This is a genomic window from Pectobacterium sp. CHL-2024, assembly GCF_044751765.1.
GTDB classification, from domain to species: Bacteria; Pseudomonadota; Gammaproteobacteria; order Enterobacterales; family Enterobacteriaceae; genus Pectobacterium; species Pectobacterium brasiliense.
In genome coordinates, this window is record NZ_JBIXKO010000006.1 from 200,788 (window position 1) to 217,204 (window position 16,417).

Below are 16,417 nucleotides of genomic sequence, written 5' to 3' on the forward strand. Positions count from 1 at the left end.
TACCTGCCTATTCATGAATAACCTTGCTGCCTGGTGGTGTCATAGGGTCGCGCACGGGTCTGGTTAACCCTTTTATCAATCCCGCAGAAAACACAGCCAGGTTCACCACACTCTGCCCCCCGTTCAGCAGTGAACGGTTCTTAATCGTTTTTAATGCCACAAAAGCGAGTAACGGCAGCAACGCGATGCCAATAACAGCGGCGTTAAACGTCAATAAACTCATCAACAGCACCAGCAAATAAACCGCAAAAACTGCCTCGTTTTTAACGATATGCAATGCCTCACGGAAATAAGGCATCCCCCATGCGCTGCGTAAAAGCTCGCCCGGCGCCCAGAGAAAACCGTTCCGCCAACGATATTGCAGCATTTTATATGTTGGCATGGTGTACGACGTGTGACGGAAATAAGGCACATTAAGTCGATGTAATTTATAGTGGGCATAGCGCAGGCGAATGCCTAATTCAGCCTCTTCATAACCATGCAAGCTGCGGTTGGTGAGATAACCTATTTTTTCAATTGCCGAGCGGCGGTATAACCCCCCACCGCCTAAATGACCGCAGTCGCCCAACGGATATATTTTATGAAGGCGCTGTTTACGTGATGTAAACTCATAGTTCGCCGCGCCATCCATCTCTACCGTTCCAGCCACGCCGGCGTAATCTGGATATGCGGTTAAAAATGCGATGCCCTGCTCAATAAAGCCATCTTCCAGCTCCATATCGCCGTCCATGAGCAGTAAATAATCCCCCTGACTGTACAGGTAACCAAGCTGATGCCCCACACCGCAGCAGCGTTCGGACGGTTCAGTCAGCGACACCACGGTAACGCCTTTGGCGCTGGCAAGCTGCTGCGTGTTGTCGGTTGATAAGCTATCGGCAACAATGATTTTATGGGGGTAATCCACAATATGGCGACGAATACTGTCGATGGTTTTTTCGATGCATTCCGCCTCATTGAATGTCTTAATACTCACTGAAATAAAAGGTTTATCACTCATACAGTTTTCCGATATAACGGCGGACAGAATGGCGAATCACCAGACTTGAGCCCAGGGATAAATAAAATAGGAATTGCAGCATGGGAATAATCATCAGGATCTGGCTATAAGGCAGACTCAACAGGCACCCAACAGCAAAAACGTTAAAGGCCGGAGAAAAACTCAGCAGCTGCAGATCCTGTTGGTCTATTTCATTACGCTCCAGTACTGGCTTTGGTTGCGTAATCATTAAGATATAAATAATTAACCCGATGAAAAATAGCGTTCCAATCACGCCGACTTCCCATAGCAGCACACTTAATGAAGTTGAATCAATGATCAGGTTATAGATGATATTCAAAAAGCCGGGAGAGACAGCGCTGCCGCTATTTGTCGCATTTAATCCATAGCCAAACAACGTGCCGGAGATCCCCCACATATCGTGATTTTTCAGCCAGAAAAATAGCGTAGTAAGACGCCCAAGTTCCCCGGATTCCATAATGTAGCTGGTATCAAAAATATAATTCAATGAATCCAGAAATACGCTCATCGCGCTTTTCGTCGGGTCGCCACCAAACGCCGAGGAGTAACCCGAGGCCAAAATGGTAATCGCCACGGTAATCAGCAACGCCATGCCAGTGAAAATCAGCAAAATTGCTTTCAGGTTTACGCTATTCATGCCTTTGATGTAGCTCGGCATTAACCAAACCCAAGCCAGTAATAACGGTGAAATCAGGATCACAAATTTCACTTCCCCCAGGATACACAAGCTAAATCCCAAAACGATATGCAGCGCCGTGGATTTAAATGACGTCAGACCATGTTTAAATTCCGAGACTTTCAGCAGCATAATCAACAGGCAGAACAACCCCATCGCCGCAGTATTTCCCCCGCCCATCGGGTCGCCGCCGAAAGTGCCGACTACCGAGTCCCATTTTTCGTCTTCTCCTCGCAATGCTACCCGCCGCGGCAAAACAAACAACACCTGATAAATCACCACCGGGAACTGCGCGTAGAACACCCAATACAAACTGCGGGTCACGCGATAAATCTGTGATTCGCGGCAAAATCCCAGCAGCAGGCAAAACATCATCAGCGACAATGCAACCTCGTTTTTAAACCCAACGATAGTGACGGTTATTCCGCCCTGTAACAGGGTAGATAATCCCGCCATCGCCAGAAAAGAGAGGTAAAGCGTGAGAACCATCAATTCCTGCGTATCCAAATGCAATCTATCGTAGCGAGTCTGCATAATCAGCAACCCCACCATGTTCAGCGCCAAAATAAAGGGTAACCACAGCACCGCCAGCAAACCGGTGAAATACTGCGTCAGTCCGCAGAATACCAGCGTGATAACAACATAAACCTGTAGGTAAAGCCCGGTATTCAAGATCATGGTTCTGTCATCATATTTTTCAGTCCATTAGCACGTTTGTTTACTTTGAGATAAATAAACGCGTAACGTACAAACGTCAGCACAGAAAAAAGAATTATTGATGTGGCATAGTGATTATAAAAATAAGGTAAAATTACAAATGCGATTAATACCACACTCAATTGTTCTAATTGAATACGCAAAAAATAGCGATGAGAGCCAAATATTAGTTCAATCACCGTCAGCGGACACACCGCCAGCGCCGGAAATAAATAAGGCAACATATAGCGAGAGGTTGGAATGGAGTTAATCCACTCCTCGCTAAAAAAAAGATGCATCACCAACGGATAGAAAATAAACACGCCTAGCGTGCAGACCACCCCCGACATCAATAATACCAGACGAATTTTTTTGAACTCATCATAGTTAAAACGTTTGTTTCTGAAATCGGCAGACCAGTTTGAAAAAATAGAATGACGCACCGCATTACCGATGATCACCACCGGAGACAAACAAAAACGGCTCACCACCGAGAAATACCCAGCCGTCAACGCGGAAAACCAAAAGTTAATCAGCATAATCGGTAAATTGCTATTAACCATCGCCAACACTTCGGCGCTGCCAACGCGGGTGAGATGATGAGAATGTTGATGAAAGAAAGCCCTATTACGTTGCGGACTAAAATGTCCAAACGTAACGGTGCGAATATTGAACGAGAACAGAATACAGCCGCTAATCAGCACCATCATGGCGCAGGCCCAGGACCAATAAAACGCGGTGGTATGTGAAGTGAACACCAGCGAAAGCACGACCACCACCGAGACAGCGAGTCGCTGAAAGGCCAGAAAACGGTAGTTACCCTCGCGCAGCGACAAATTCTCCGAGATCAGCACCAGCGCATAGGACAGCGTGAGCAGATAGAGAAAGAACACATTTCGCTGAAACAGCCATGCGGTCAACATCGCATAGGGCACCGCGGTAAGCAGGCTTTGCAGTGTGCTGAACACCACACTCTGCGCCAGTTCACTGTCTTGCTGTTTCGGAATCAGCAGTTGCGATGCAAAGGTACAGACCTGCGCCCCCACCAACACGATGCTGTAACTCAGCGCGTAGATCCCCACCTCGGCCATGTTGTATTTATGCGAAATCAGCCAGATAGACAGCGCGCCAATTAGCTGTGAAACCACCGATGAACCCGCAATGGTAGAAACGCTTTTTAGTAAACTCATCTTTTTAATAAACTCACAGGTGACCAGTACTGTCGATTAGCGCATTCATACGATGGTTCAGGGAACGTATCCCCTCTTTGGTTTCGAGGTTTTTATCCGCAACCCGATTCATTACCGCGCCAATCAGCACCGCGCGGTGCTGTTTAACTTTCTCAATGGCATTAAGCACATCACCCGTACGCCACTCGCCGGCTTTCAGCACAAAAACCACCCCGTCTATTACCCGGCTAATGAGTTGACTATCCTGCGTTTGATTCACTGCGGCCACATCAACGATTATTCGCTGATAGCGAGTTCTCAGCTCCGCCATCAACGTCACGACATGTTCGGACGACAGCATCAGTAAAGAAGACATCAAGGCATTGCCACGCGGCAGGAAGCTCAAATTTTCACTGATTGTCACCAGTGCGGCATCCAACGGTGATTGCCCTTGCAGCAGTTCTGCCACACCGATAGCGGAAGGGGGCGCCAGGTCTTGCGTCAGCCCGTCGTCGTTAAAAAAATCCAGGTCGATAAGCAGCGTTTTTTGGTCAGCGCTAAAAGATGTCGCCAGCAAATGCGCCAGCAACGATCGCCCTTCGCCATGCTCTGCCGAGTTGATGGCAATGGCCTGGCAGGATGGATGCGATAACAAAATGTGGGTTCGCATGCTGTGGACAATATCAACGTACAGCGGCGCTTTGGTTATCAAACGCACAACCTGTGCGCGCTTCACGCCACTGGCGAAGATGCGAATTTCCCCCACCGGCGCCACATTCAGGCGCTTTTTCATCTGGCTGATACTGTTGATTGAATTATCCAGCGCAGCTCTCACGATGAAGTAAACCACCGAGAAAATCAGGGTTAGCATGACCACCATAACCAGCAGCATCGCTTTATTAGGTTTCGACGGGTGGTCCGCCGGTACGGCAGGGTCGTAAAGTACCGCGTCCGGTTCTAAATAGTTACCTGCCAGCGTCTGCTCTTTGGTGCGTTGATAGAGCGCCTTATACAGCTCTTTTGTTTTATCCAACGTGGTGATCAGGTTATTGTATTCATCACGTTTAGACGCCAGCGTTTGGAAATCCGCTTTCTGTTTCTCCAGTAGTTGCTGATAATATTTTTCATCCCTCAACGCCGCCTGATACTGCTTATTTAGCCCCGCTTCCAGTTCGAGTAACACGGTGTGGGTCTGCTCTTCAATCGCCTGAACCTGGGCTTCGGCTTCTAAAATTTTGGTATGCTTCAGCCCGTAGCGTTTCCGTAACTCGTATAAAGAACGCCGAGCCTGAATCAGCGCAATGCGCAAATCCTGAATTTGGGCATGATTAGAAATATCAGGCAGAGAAATGATGTTTTCCAGCGACGCATCCACGTTCAAACGCACGCTGTTGTAATTCGTTTCAGCCCTGATGCGACGTTGGGTGGCATCCGCTAACTTGGTGGTGACGATCCCCAGTTGTTCAGTTTCGAAGCCATCCACGCCGCGGAAAGTCAGCAGCCCTTCTTTCTTCAGAAATTGGTCGATGACGGCCTGTTGCTCGACGACTTGCTGCCACACCTCTTCCATCTGTTTTTGGTTCAACGTTTTGGCTTTCAGTGTCTTGAGGTGCTTTTGCCTGGCTGTATAGTCAATAAATGCCTGCGCCGCGCCGTTAGCGATGTCGGCCGCCAGCTCAGGCGACGCCGATTCGTATGAGATAGTGGCAAGGTGCGTGGTGCGAACGCCAGTGATAGTGAGGTTTGCCACTATCGAATCCAGTGCGTGATCGACCCGCTGTTGCGCATCGCCACGGTTATCCGCGTTTTTGTCTGTACCGCCGTTAAACGCTGGGTTTTGGTCCAGCTTGATGTCTCGCACGGCTTGTTCCAGCACAATACGTGACTGCATCAAGGCATACTGGGTTTCGTAATAGCCGCTACGGGTGGAATCATAACCATCGACCTGCGGTAAAGGCGAAACGTTATCCTGCTGCGCTTTAAGCAGTACCGTTGCGGTCGACACATATTTGGGCGTGATCATGCTAATCAGCGGGTAAGCCACTACCGCCATAACCAGGCCGGCCAGCATGATCTTCCAGCCGTTCTGTTTGATTTCTTGGGCAAATCTGGAGAAATCGATGATGCTTTCCAGTTTTCTGCCATTTTCCACGATAGATAGACTCATGGTCAGAAAAAGCTCATACCGACAATCACGGTATCGCCAGGATGAACGACGCGTCTTACATCAACATTTTCAATCAGTTGATTGCTATTCGATAGACGAATACCCACATCCTTGCGGTCTGCACGATCGGTAAATCCGCCGGCCAGCGCCAGCGCTTTTTCAACGGTTAAGCCCGGCTCGTAGACATACCCGTTCGGTTTCTCCACTTCACCAGTGATATAGAATTTCCGGAACTCGGCGATGCTGACCGTCACCATCGGATTTTGCAGATAGTCGCCGCGTAGGCGATTAGCCAACTCCTCGCCCACCTGCTCTGGCGTTTTCCCTTTCAACACCAGTTGACCAATGTAGGGGAAGGTAATCGCACCGCTTTTATCCAGCATGAACTTCATCGTCATATCCGGTTCGCCGTATACCAGAATATTGACAGCATCGCCTTCATCTAACGGATAACCGGTGGTTTCGCTTTCAGGTTTGTCCATTTGCCGCTGGCTCGGCGGGGAGCATCCCGCTAGCCAGACGCTGAGGCACAGAAAAATGCACAGTTTTATTATTTTCACGTTAGATCTGTACCTTAGCCGTAAACATAATCAGAGAGTTATCACGGCCCAGCATTCTGACGACCTGGCGATCGCCGTTAGGGCCAATAAAGAAAGAATCGCTATCTTGATTGGAACGTAGCGTGTTCCGTTGATACGTTAATTCAACGTTAATAGAGGGCCTGAAGTCATAACTCATAGCGAAGGCGAACGCCCTGTTTCTGTCTTTACGATCTCGCGGGTAATTCTTGTAAACATCCGTCAGGTATGAATAGTCAAACGTGGTGGAAAAACGATCAACGAGCCAAAAGTGCTGATAAGAGATGCCGTATTTAGAAGCCAGGATATAGCCGCCGATTTCTGACGGGTCTTTGATATACTGCGATGTATGTACGGTAAAAATGGATTGTTTAAGTGGTTTCCACTCCGTCTGAATATCCCAGTTTATCCCGCTAAAATCCCTGGCGTTCGGGTTATTATCGAATGTCTTGTAGAGCCAGGACACATTGGCATCAATACCGGTTTTTCCCGTAAGTTGCGATTTAATACCGTATTCCAGATAATATTCATCACTATCTTTTTGCGAATCGATTTCATAACGCCGCTGATTACCAATAAAACGGTAGCGAAAGCGCGTTGCCGACGAGTATTGGTCAGATAATTCGGCGATCAAACCGTTCTCGTGCCATTCCTGCCCAAGAACATAGTTATAAAAATCAATATCGGTATTTTTAATATCCTCCGTGCGGCCTAACCGCAGTTTTCTAAACAGCAGCGCGACGTCGGCTTTACCGCGCCCTTTCAGCGCGCCATAGCTATAACGCAATTCACTGTTGAAAAGTGCGGTACCCAACGGCGAATGAATACCGAAATCGCTGAACTGTTGTGGTCGAAAACCTTCGGTAATACCGCGCCCACGCATTTCGTGCCCAAGCGCCTCCTCAAGACTCAGCGTTAATCCATGCCTCAACCCGTAGCGCCATGCGCCATTAAAGCGAAAGAAATGGTCGGTGTAATTATCCGCCGGATCGCTGTCGTAACGACGATAATCACCGGAATACATCAACAGATATTGATCCTGATAACGCGCGCCAATGGCCTTAATCATTGGCCTGACGCTCTGAAAATGAGAACTCACCGCGTCCCGATCGTCAGCCTGATAGGTCACGTTATTCTCATGCCCATACTCCAGCCCCACCTGGCTTTGAAAATCAATACCGGCGACACCGATATGCGATTTCGGCATCAGGTCAGCCCAGGATGGTAGGGGGATTATCATTCCAGCGGCGATGATCCATTCAGTACGCATTTTCACCGATAAAGCCTTTGAAAATGGTTCTAAAGATAATTTTGATATCCAACCAAAGGGACCAACTCTGAATATAGGCAATATCGTAGTGAACCCGTTTTTCCATTTTATCGAGGGTATCCACTTCGCCGCGATAACCATTAACCTGCGCCAAACCTGAAATTCCAGGCTTCACTTTATGGCGAATCATGTAATTCTCGACTAGCTGGCGATACTGCTCGTTATGCACGACGGCATGAGGACGCGGGCCAATAATCGACATCGTCCCTTGCAATACATTGAAAAATTGCGGCAGTTCATCCAGCGAAGTCCGGCGTAAAAATGCGCCAAAACGCGTAACACGCGGATCGTTTTTAGTCGCCTGCGTCACGACGCCGGCGTTTTCCATCACGTGCATCGAGCGGAATTTCCACACTTTGATTTTATTGCCGCTCAGGCCGTAACGATCTTGCTTGAATAACACCGGCCCCCGTGACGTCAGTTTGATACCAATAGCAATCACCAGCAGCAATGGCGAAATCATCAGCGTAATAACGCCACCAATAACTAAATCCTCAACGCGCTTAATCACCGAGCCAATACCATCAAACGGCGATCTGAAAATACTGATGGTCTGAATGTTATTGATGGAGCGAAACTGCGATACGTATGAGCTGTAGGAATAAAGATCGGGAATGATATAGGTATCTACCGTCGTATCGGACATCATCGACAGAAAATAACGAATGCGTTGTAGCGCAACCATCGGCAGCGCAATATAAATCTCATCCACTCTGCCCGCTTTAGCTTCTTCAACCAGCTTACTCACTTTACCTTTAAATTGGCTCTTAAACAGATAGCCACAACGGGATGGGCTACGATCGTCGTAAAAAGCCAATTCTAACTGCATGTTGGCATACTCTTTAAGCAATGCTTTTTCCGCCGCTAACCCGCCGGGCGTTAATCCCACAATAGCAATTCGGAACCGTTTTTTAGTCGTAAATTTAAACGTAATTAAACGCGTGATATAGAGGCTACATAGCGAAAGAATATACCAGTACAGCGTTGCGGAAAAATAGATATTATCGAATTGATGCAAGAGACCCAGCGAGTACAGCGTACCGGCATAATTCCTGACTAACTCCACAAAGATGACCGAAAATAATGCGGAACCCCACAGTCTTCTCTGCCCACCGGCCTGCATATTTTTAAGGCCATGATGATATAAACCAGTATATTCTCCAATAAGTAAAAAAGAGGTTGAGAATAGCAGGCTAATCATAATGACATCATCGAAAGCGCCCATCATAAATAGACTGGCGCTGACTATTAATGTTAAATTGATTGATAAAAAGTCCATCAATTTAATAACAAAAAAATCATTTCCATAGGAAATATTTATCCGGTTAGTAGACACTTTTTTATCTTAATCCATTAAGTTTTTTATTATTGGCATTTCTCCGTGACGGATAATACATCACATAAAAAAATTTTAGAATAACAATCAGAGCAATCTTAAAGAAAATTTTGGCAAAAAACACAAAATGCTAGTACCCACAACCATAATAATTAATGTATAAAATATAATTTTCAAATCAATGATTTCTATAAAAATTCATTTTATCATTATTTAATTCTAAATATTTTTATTCTATAATTATTCCAATGTAGTGGATAAAGCGTAAAATTTCGCCGTTCAGGCAAATCTGCTCCTCTGTTTCTTGATGCAATAAGTTGACGTAAAGATCTTTTCCGATGCGTTTTGATTTATCCCTTCGTATCGGGGAATTTGTGGGTCAGATTGCGAATCATCCAGTTCGACGAACGGGAGTGATCAGTTCGCACCCGAACGTATAAAGATTGCCCTTCACTGACCGATATCTTTATTGTTTTGATGAGAAGCGATGCCCGATACCGGCCCACCGTATTCATCCAACGCTTTAAAAAAACTGCCAGAAGGAAGTTCAGGTATGATCAACCAGGTTGGAACCCCCTATAGCACCAGCACACAGGCCGCAGATCCCCAGCGCGCGGCAACCCAGTCTGCCACTGCGGATAGCATGACCGTAAACGCCGACGGCCAGACCAAACAAGAGGTGGTGTTTTCCTCTCTGGCGCAGCAATTAAGCGACAGCGCAAACCGTGCTGATGCCGAGTATGCGAGTCTCAGCAGAAAAGAGCTCGGCGCAAAAGCCACCACGTTGCTCAAAAAAATCACCGGGCCAGATTATGACGCTAACCGGGCGATTAATAACGCTGAAGTGCCCGATTCTTCCGAGCCTGAACGTTTGGGCAGGGCAGCAGACGCCACAAAATTTGTTAATGGTTCCGGAAAGAATCCGTTTGCCGGCCTTTCACGCGATCAGCTTGCTTTAATTACCTATGACGACAGTGGACTCTATACCACCAACGAAAGAAGAGCGGCATGGGAAGAGTCATACGATCAAGAATATGCATGGCGCCAAGAGGTGGTCGCCAAAGCGATGGCGGAATACAACAGCAGCGGGAAACTGACCGGTTTCTTTAGCGAGGTGCTGGACCACTATAAAACACTACCGGTTATCGAGCAGGCGCAATATCCAGAGAACTATGAAGCGAAATTGCAGAAATGGATTGATCTCGATTACAACTATTTTACCAATACCGTAGAAGGTAAAGGATCGCCGAACGATATTCTCTCGCTGCAAGAAAGCCTGAATATATTGCAACAATAGTCTGGATGGTTCGCTGTTGAAGTTTGGTTATGTGGAAAAATATGCCGTTGTTGATTAAACCAACGGCATTGCAGCTATATAGCCATAAGATTGATGGCGTCGCAAAACATTCAGGTTTTTAACCCCGATAAAAAATGACATATCGTTACATTACAATAATGACAATGGTGAGATGTAATTAACTCAGTAACGTTATCCAGCCACTGGGGATATCAGTAAAAAACGTGGCTTCCTGTATGGCAGTCCGTGTGTCAAACCTCCTCAGAAGCCTGGCTGATTTCCCGCAGCGTTCCCGGTGCATGGCCCACGATGCGTTTAAATGCGCGGCTGAACGCCGCCAGCGATCCGTAACCCAGACGTAGCGCCACCGTTTCAATCGGCTGATGTTCATGACGGATGTACTGAACAGCTAAGCGCATACGCAGCTCGCTGAGATATTTTACGGGCGTAGTCCCGGTTGCAGAGAGGAAGCGTTCGGCAAAAACCGAACGCGAGGTGCCCGCTTCTTTTGCCAGTTCCGCGACGCTCCAGTTGACGCCCGGATTCTGATGCATCGCGTAAATCGCCCGGCTCAGCCTCGGGTCACGCAATACCTGCACCCAGCCCGTCGCTTTACCGCAGCCGGCTTCAACCCATCCGCGTACGATGAGCGCCGCGACCACATCGGCCAGTCGCGCCAGAATGCCGGCAAATCCTACCTGGCGTGTCATCGACTCACGTTCCATGGCCGCAAGAATCGGATGGATTTCCGGCCAGGTCGACATCAGGCGGCTCACCATCATGACTTCCGGCATCGCTTTGATCAGCGGCTGCATTCCCCCCAGTTCAAAATCCATGCATCCACTGAATATCACCGTGTTTTCGGTGTCTGGGCAGGGTTCGCAGTCAATCGCACACACCGAATTGCAAATCGGTTCGCTGGGAAATGCAGACACCGGCGTGACGTCAGCCTTTTCATCAGAGAGCAATGCATGCGAATTTCCGTTGGGGATAAACAGCGCGTCCCCGCTTTTTAGCACAAACGTCGCGCCACTCTCCATGCGCAGCAGCGCCGTACCCTGGCTGACAAAATGAAACTGCGCCTTGCCGGGCACGTAGTGGAACGCCACACCAAAGGGAGCGTGGGTTTCAATTCGGCGATAGGTCACCCCGGACAGACGCATCCCACGCAGAAGCTCGCTGATCAAATCGGGTGACTGAACGGTCATGACGACAACTCCGGACGAATAATCAATAAGTGAAGAGTATATGTCATAGATCGTCCATGTGGAACGCTCTATGCTTCGTGACGGTTGTCACATTTTTCTAACGAGAGAGCAACAGATGAATTCATGTATAGCGGCAAGTGAGGCCATCGCGCCCGCAAAACCCGCCTGGCGAGCCGTTTATTCACTGGGACTGGGGGTATTTGGCCTGATTACGGCTGAGTTTCTACCAGCCAGTTTATTAACGCCGATGGCGGCAAGTCTAGGCGTTACAGAGGGAATGGCAGGCCAGGCGGTTACCGCAACGGCGCTGGTCGCGCTGGTGACCGGGTTGCTCATCACATCGGCAACCAAAAGCATCGACCGCCGTTGGGTGTTGATGTTTTTCTCGGTGCTGCAAATCATCTCTAGCCTGCTGGTGGCGTTTGCGCCCAATCTGCATGTGCTGCTATTCGGGCGCTTACTGCTGGGGATTGCCATTGGCGGGTTCTGGGCTATGTCCACCGCCACGGCGATGCGTCTTGTGCCCAAGGATAAAGTGCCTAAAGCGCTAGCGGTGATCTTCTCCAGCGTCTCGATTGCCACCGTGGTTGCCGCGCCGCTTGGCAGCTATCTGGGGAGTTTGATTGGCTGGCGAAACGTCTTTATTCTCTGCATTCTGCCGAGCGTTGTAGCGCTGTTTTGGCAGCTGTGGGTGTTGCCATCGATGAAGCCGGAAAGCAGCGGTAGCCTGGGAACACTGCTTCGCGTGCTGCGCCGTCCGGGCATGATCGGCGGACTGCTGGCAACCGTGCTGATCTTCAGCGGACATTTCGCGTTCTTTACCTACCTGCGCCCGTTTCTGGAAACCGTCGGGCAGGCAAGCGTCGAAAATATTTCCCTGATTTTACTCGGCTTTGGCCTCGCCAATTTTGTCGGTACTTCGATTGCCGGTTATCTACTGGCGCGAAACTTACGCCTGACGCTGGCACTTGTGCCCTTTGTGATGGGCGTTCTGGCACTGACCATGGCAGCCTTTGGACATCTGGCGATATTGGATGGTCTGCTGGTGGCAATGTGGGGATTTGCGTTTGGCCTGGTTCCCGTAGGCTGGTCAACCTGGCTTGCAACCACCGTACCGGACGAAGCCGAAAGCGCGGGCGGTTTACTGGTGGCATCGATCCAGTTTGCTATCGGGGCGGGTGCAGCGGGTGGCGGAGTGATATTTGACCTCAACGGAGCCAGCGGTGTGTTTGCTGGCAGCGGATTATTGCTGGTATCCGCAATGGTGATTGTTTTTGCGGGCGTGCGAATTCGCGCACAATAACACGTTATGCCACACCCAGCGCGGGTGTGGCATTTGTCACTTCCCTTCTTTTGAACTATTAGCGCCACCCAATCGACCAGACGATTCGAGAATCCTCAATAAGAAATCGACCTTTCCCCTCACCCAGCTATAAATCTTCCAGCAGATTTTTGGAAAGCTGTCGCAGCATATTCAGATCTTCATCGTTCATACGCATAGAGCAACGCATCTGATTTGGCAGGTCGACGATCCGTTCTTTCAACGCAAGCGCCTTATCAGTCAGCACCACTTTTTTCATCCGCTCATCACCCGCAACCGCAACCCGGTTTAAAAATTCCTTGGCTTCCAGCTTCTGGACAAGCGGCGTCAGCGTGCCTGAATCAAACAGCGTTTTCTCACTCAGCTCTTTGAGCAGGATATTGTCCTGATCGTACAGGGACAGAAGGACGACAAACTGCGGGTAAGTCAGATCGAATTCTTTCAGCAGCGGCCGATACTGACGGATCAGTGCATTGGCGACCGAATACAGAGAGAAGCACAGCAATTCACCCAGGGTACTGTTTTCTTTCATTTTAAATACTCCGTTACTCACAAGCTTAAAAAAAATTATAAATAACGTTTGACCAAAAGTAACTTGTGCGCAAGTATTGTTTACGCGATTCAATCGTGTAGTTATTAAAAGCACCCCGATTGAACCTATCAACCTCACGATTTTAAAAAGGGCCAACATCATGAAAACTGTCTCCACTATCCTGACTTCTGCCGTGTTCGCATCTATGACATCCGTCGCTTCTGCGCAGCCGATCAATGCCCCTGCACCGACTGCTGGTGTACAGGCATTTCTTGATGTCCTGAATTCCGGTAAGGGCAAACCGATAGAACAGATGACTCCGCAGGAAGCGCGTCAGGTTCTGATCGGCGCACAACAGGGCGTGAAACTGCCAGCCGCGCAGGTGTCTGAAAAAACCATCCAGGTGAACGGTCAGGCTATTAAGCTGAAAATTGTGAAGCCTGAAAATGCATCCGGTACGCTGCCGGTGTTCATGTTTTTCCATGGCGGCGGCTGGGTGTTAGGTGATTTCCCCACTCACGAGCGTTTAATCCGCGATCTGGTCAGGGCGTCTGGTGCAGCAGCGGTGTACGTGGATTACACCCCGTCTCCTGAAGCACGCTTCCCTGTAGCCATCAATCAGGCCTATGAAGCAACGCAGTGGGTGGCCGAGCACGGTCAGGAAATTGGTGTGGACGGTAGTCGTCTGGCGCTGGTCGGCAACAGCGTCGGTGGCAATATGGTCGCGTCTGTTGCCCTACAGGCTAAACAGTTCGGCGGGCCGAAAATTCGCTATAACGTCATGCTGTGGCCTGTAACGGATGCGAACTTCGATAACGCGTCCTACAACCAGTACGAAAAGGGCTATTTCCTGACGAAAAATATGATGAAGTGGTTCTGGGATAACTATACGACCCGTGCGGCAGACCGTAACAACATTCTTGCCTCCCCACTGCGTGCCAGTACTGAACAGTTGAAGGGTTTCCCGCAAACATTGATTCAGACGGCAGAACTGGACGTACTGCGCGATGAAGGCGAAGCGTTCGGACGTAAGCTGAATGCAGCAGGCGTACCCGTGACCGTGACTCGCTACAACGGCATGATCCATGATTACGGCCTGCTGAATCCGCTGAGCGAAGAGCCGACCGTCATCACCGCGCTGGAGCAGGCAGGTGCAGAGTTGCAAAAACACCTGAAATAACGGCTTGATATAGCAACGGTTCCAAATGATAAAAGCCCTGACTATATTAGCCAGGGCTTTTAAGGTACTGCAGATTTAAGATTTAACATTCATTGACTTAATAACATTTTACTACTATTGGTACTGCTTCAAATGTACACGTTTATAACAGATAATATTGGGTACTAAAATGAGCTAAACCTCCCTATATTTACTGATTTAAACAGTCTGCCAACCTTATCACCATTCAAAGATATGGCAGGTTAACAAGTACATCCCCCATCGCGATATAGACTCTTTGATGCGTGGCCTTACTCCCGTTGCGATATCTTTCACTCACTAAACCGATAACTAATCGCAACCAATCAAAACAAAATCATGGCCTTACATCATCGCGCTTTCACCCCATTTTTGCGATTGTCGGTACTGACTACGTGGCCTTAAAGCATCATCGATGTGAGAGTATGAATTTTTCTCAACATCGACTCCCCATACAAAAATATTTCGTGACCTGTATCGCAAAATAATTATTAAAGAACATATTCGATGTCTTTAACACCACAGCAAGCTAAAACTTTACTGCTGTTATTCCAATCTACGGATTTTAAAAACGGTGTCAATACTGTTTTTAATAACATGATTTTAATAACATGGCTTTAATAACAGTAGTCATTAGAAAGCCATGAGAAAAACACAGAGAAATAGAGCACTTGCAATATTCACCTCTGCGGCGCCGCGTTTAATTTAATCTCAACGACCGTATGACCAGTGGTTATTTTCTTTGTACCAACGATGATTAACAGCATCGAATTCGTAATTAATTTCGCGATTGATTTTAATATCTTCAGACAGAATTCATCGTTCCAGTTATGCAATATGTTTTTAAACAGATAGATATCATAACCAGAAGAAATCACCTCAAAGAAACTGCCCTTACAGGTCGTGCTTTTTTACGAGATTCAGATTTCTGCTCACTGGCAGGTCGCGTAGTAGGGACCTTTGAGCTCTTTCTTATATGAGAAAGCATGGCAGGTTTTGAGACGGGTATTAGGGTCTGTGGATTTATAGACGTAAGCCGTCACATGCTGCTTGCCCTTTATGGGCTCGACACCCCCAATGTGCCATAAGCTGCTTTTCAGATAGAGGTTAGTCTTAGCGGTGCTGTTATACCCATTAACAACACTCGCTTCGGAAGACTGACTGAGAGTCTGGCGAATGGTGGTGCCTTCTCCATCGGTAGACTTGGTATCAAGCTGTTGCTGGGTGATAGCCGTCCATTTGCTGCAATCGTCGTTACTACACACGAACACCGCCGCTAGCGAGTGGCTGGAAACTACGCTCAGACCCAATATTGATACCAGAGACAGCAGACAGGATTTGAATGTTTTCATTGGAGCCTCTTTTCGATAATTGTCAGTGATGATTACAACGTTAAAATGGCGGTTCCCGCATTGTTTCAAGGCTGAACCCGCCTTCTGCGTGCAGGGCCAGAAGCACGCATCCTTACAAATTAAACGCGATAACGTGATGCCGCAGCTTAATGAGGACTGAACGAACGTCTTCAAGTTCAGCGCCCTATCCTCGGAATTAACCTTTTCAGCACCTACCTATTCCTTTTTAATGCCCCCATCCTTTGCCATAGGAATTAAAGGTGAAGGTTTTATCCTTGGTAATATTCCCGCCAGGGTACTGTAGCCGCTTGTTAGTCTGGGTATGGAACTCAAGCCCTTTTGGCTCTTGTTTAATACCGTTTCCTTTACCGGAACCGCTCAGTAACGGAATAGGCTCCGACGCTAAAATGTTATTCACACCGGTCTGAACATCTGAATCACATTTATCCCAGGTGTCCTGAAGGATCTGGATCGTCACATCATAGGGTTTGCCCCCCAGCCCCTGAACCTTATATTTTTTGTTCACATAATAAGTCATG

General features: G+C 48.2%; 14 protein-coding genes and 1 pseudogene. 3 read left to right on the forward strand and 12 right to left on the reverse strand.

All coding sequences use genetic code 11. The features are described from left to right. Window positions 1–7: 7 nt before the first annotated feature. Genes ACIPUG_RS11925 through ACIPUG_RS11955 form a run of 7 tightly spaced genes read right to left on the reverse strand, consistent with a single transcriptional unit; the run spans window position 8 to window position 8,913 of the window. Window positions 8–997: a glycosyltransferase family 2 protein gene (locus ACIPUG_RS11925; RefSeq protein WP_400338513.1), complete on the reverse strand. Its 990-nt coding sequence runs from the start codon at window positions 995–997 to the stop codon at window positions 8–10. Further along, entirely contained in the window at window positions 990–2,372 is a 1,383-nt protein-coding gene (locus tag ACIPUG_RS11930; RefSeq protein WP_400338514.1) for a capsular biosynthesis protein, read from the reverse strand. The genes ACIPUG_RS11925 and ACIPUG_RS11930 overlap by 8 nt, the downstream gene beginning before the upstream one ends. Then, window positions 2,369–3,580 (reverse strand): lipopolysaccharide biosynthesis protein, encoded by a 1,212-nt coding sequence (locus ACIPUG_RS11935; RefSeq protein WP_400338515.1) that lies wholly within the window; start codon window positions 3,578–3,580, stop codon window positions 2,369–2,371. Before ACIPUG_RS11935 ends, ACIPUG_RS11930 begins: the two co-directional genes overlap by 4 nt. 13 nt (window positions 3,581–3,593) lie before the next feature. Beyond that, entirely contained in the window at window positions 3,594–5,726 is a 2,133-nt protein-coding gene (locus ACIPUG_RS11940) for a GumC family protein (RefSeq protein ID WP_400338517.1), read from the reverse strand. 2 nt (window positions 5,727–5,728) lie between these two features. Beyond that, a complete protein-coding gene (locus ACIPUG_RS11945) occupies window positions 5,729–6,286 on the reverse strand; it encodes a polysaccharide biosynthesis/export family protein (RefSeq protein ID WP_400338519.1) in 558 nt (185 codons plus the stop codon). 1 nt (window position 6,287) lies between these two features. Next, a complete protein-coding gene (locus ACIPUG_RS11950) occupies window positions 6,288–7,574 on the reverse strand; it encodes an outer membrane beta-barrel protein (protein WP_400338558.1) in 1,287 nt (428 codons plus the stop codon). Next, window positions 7,564–8,913, reverse strand: a complete 1,350-nt coding sequence (locus ACIPUG_RS11955) for an undecaprenyl-phosphate glucose phosphotransferase (RefSeq protein WP_400338521.1) — start codon at window positions 8,911–8,913, stop codon at window positions 7,564–7,566. The genes ACIPUG_RS11950 and ACIPUG_RS11955 overlap by 11 nt, the downstream gene beginning before the upstream one ends. 544 nt (window positions 8,914–9,457) lie before the next feature. Between ACIPUG_RS11955 and ACIPUG_RS11960 the strand changes: the two genes are divergently transcribed. Next, entirely contained in the window at window positions 9,458–10,267 is an 810-nt protein-coding gene (locus ACIPUG_RS11960) for a hypothetical protein (RefSeq protein WP_400338523.1), read from the forward strand. Between the two features lie 251 nt (window positions 10,268–10,518). Here the strand turns inward: ACIPUG_RS11960 and ACIPUG_RS11965 are convergent, their stop codons facing one another. Continuing rightward, the gene (locus ACIPUG_RS11965) at window positions 10,519–11,475 is read right to left on the reverse strand and encodes an AraC family transcriptional regulator (protein ID WP_039461818.1); all 957 of its coding nucleotides are present in this window, start codon (window positions 11,473–11,475) and stop codon (window positions 10,519–10,521) included. A 115-nt stretch (window positions 11,476–11,590) separates the two neighbouring features. On the opposite strand from ACIPUG_RS11965, the gene ACIPUG_RS11970 reads away from it, so the two are divergent. Beyond that, window positions 11,591–12,778, forward strand: coding sequence for an MFS transporter (locus tag ACIPUG_RS11970; protein WP_400338525.1), 1,188 nt, complete (start codon window positions 11,591–11,593; stop codon window positions 12,776–12,778). Between the two features lie 127 nt (window positions 12,779–12,905). On the opposite strand, the gene ACIPUG_RS11975 is transcribed toward ACIPUG_RS11970, so the two are convergent. Then, complete coding sequence (locus tag ACIPUG_RS11975) at window positions 12,906–13,328, reverse strand: MarR family winged helix-turn-helix transcriptional regulator (protein ID WP_039283843.1); 423 nt, start codon at window positions 13,326–13,328, stop codon at window positions 12,906–12,908. Window positions 13,329–13,488: 160 nt separating this feature from the next. Between ACIPUG_RS11975 and ACIPUG_RS11980 the strand changes: the two genes are divergently transcribed. Next, a complete protein-coding gene (locus tag ACIPUG_RS11980; RefSeq protein ID WP_039461826.1) occupies window positions 13,489–14,508 on the forward strand; it encodes an alpha/beta hydrolase in 1,020 nt (339 codons plus the stop codon). 698 nt (window positions 14,509–15,206) lie between these two features. Here ACIPUG_RS11980 and ACIPUG_RS11985 read toward each other — a convergent pair. From ACIPUG_RS11985 to ACIPUG_RS11995, 3 genes and pseudogenes are all read right to left on the reverse strand, one after another. After that, window positions 15,207–15,413, reverse strand: a pseudogene (locus tag ACIPUG_RS11985) (methyltransferase); the annotation flags it as partial. Between the two features lie 45 nt (window positions 15,414–15,458). Then, window positions 15,459–15,878 (reverse strand): hypothetical protein, encoded by a 420-nt coding sequence (locus tag ACIPUG_RS11990; RefSeq protein WP_039461833.1) that lies wholly within the window; start codon window positions 15,876–15,878, stop codon window positions 15,459–15,461. Window positions 15,879–16,104: 226 nt separating this feature from the next. Next, a complete protein-coding gene (locus ACIPUG_RS11995) occupies window positions 16,105–16,416 on the reverse strand; it encodes a hypothetical protein (protein WP_039461835.1) in 312 nt (103 codons plus the stop codon). Between the last annotated feature and the right edge of the window lies 1 nt (window position 16,417).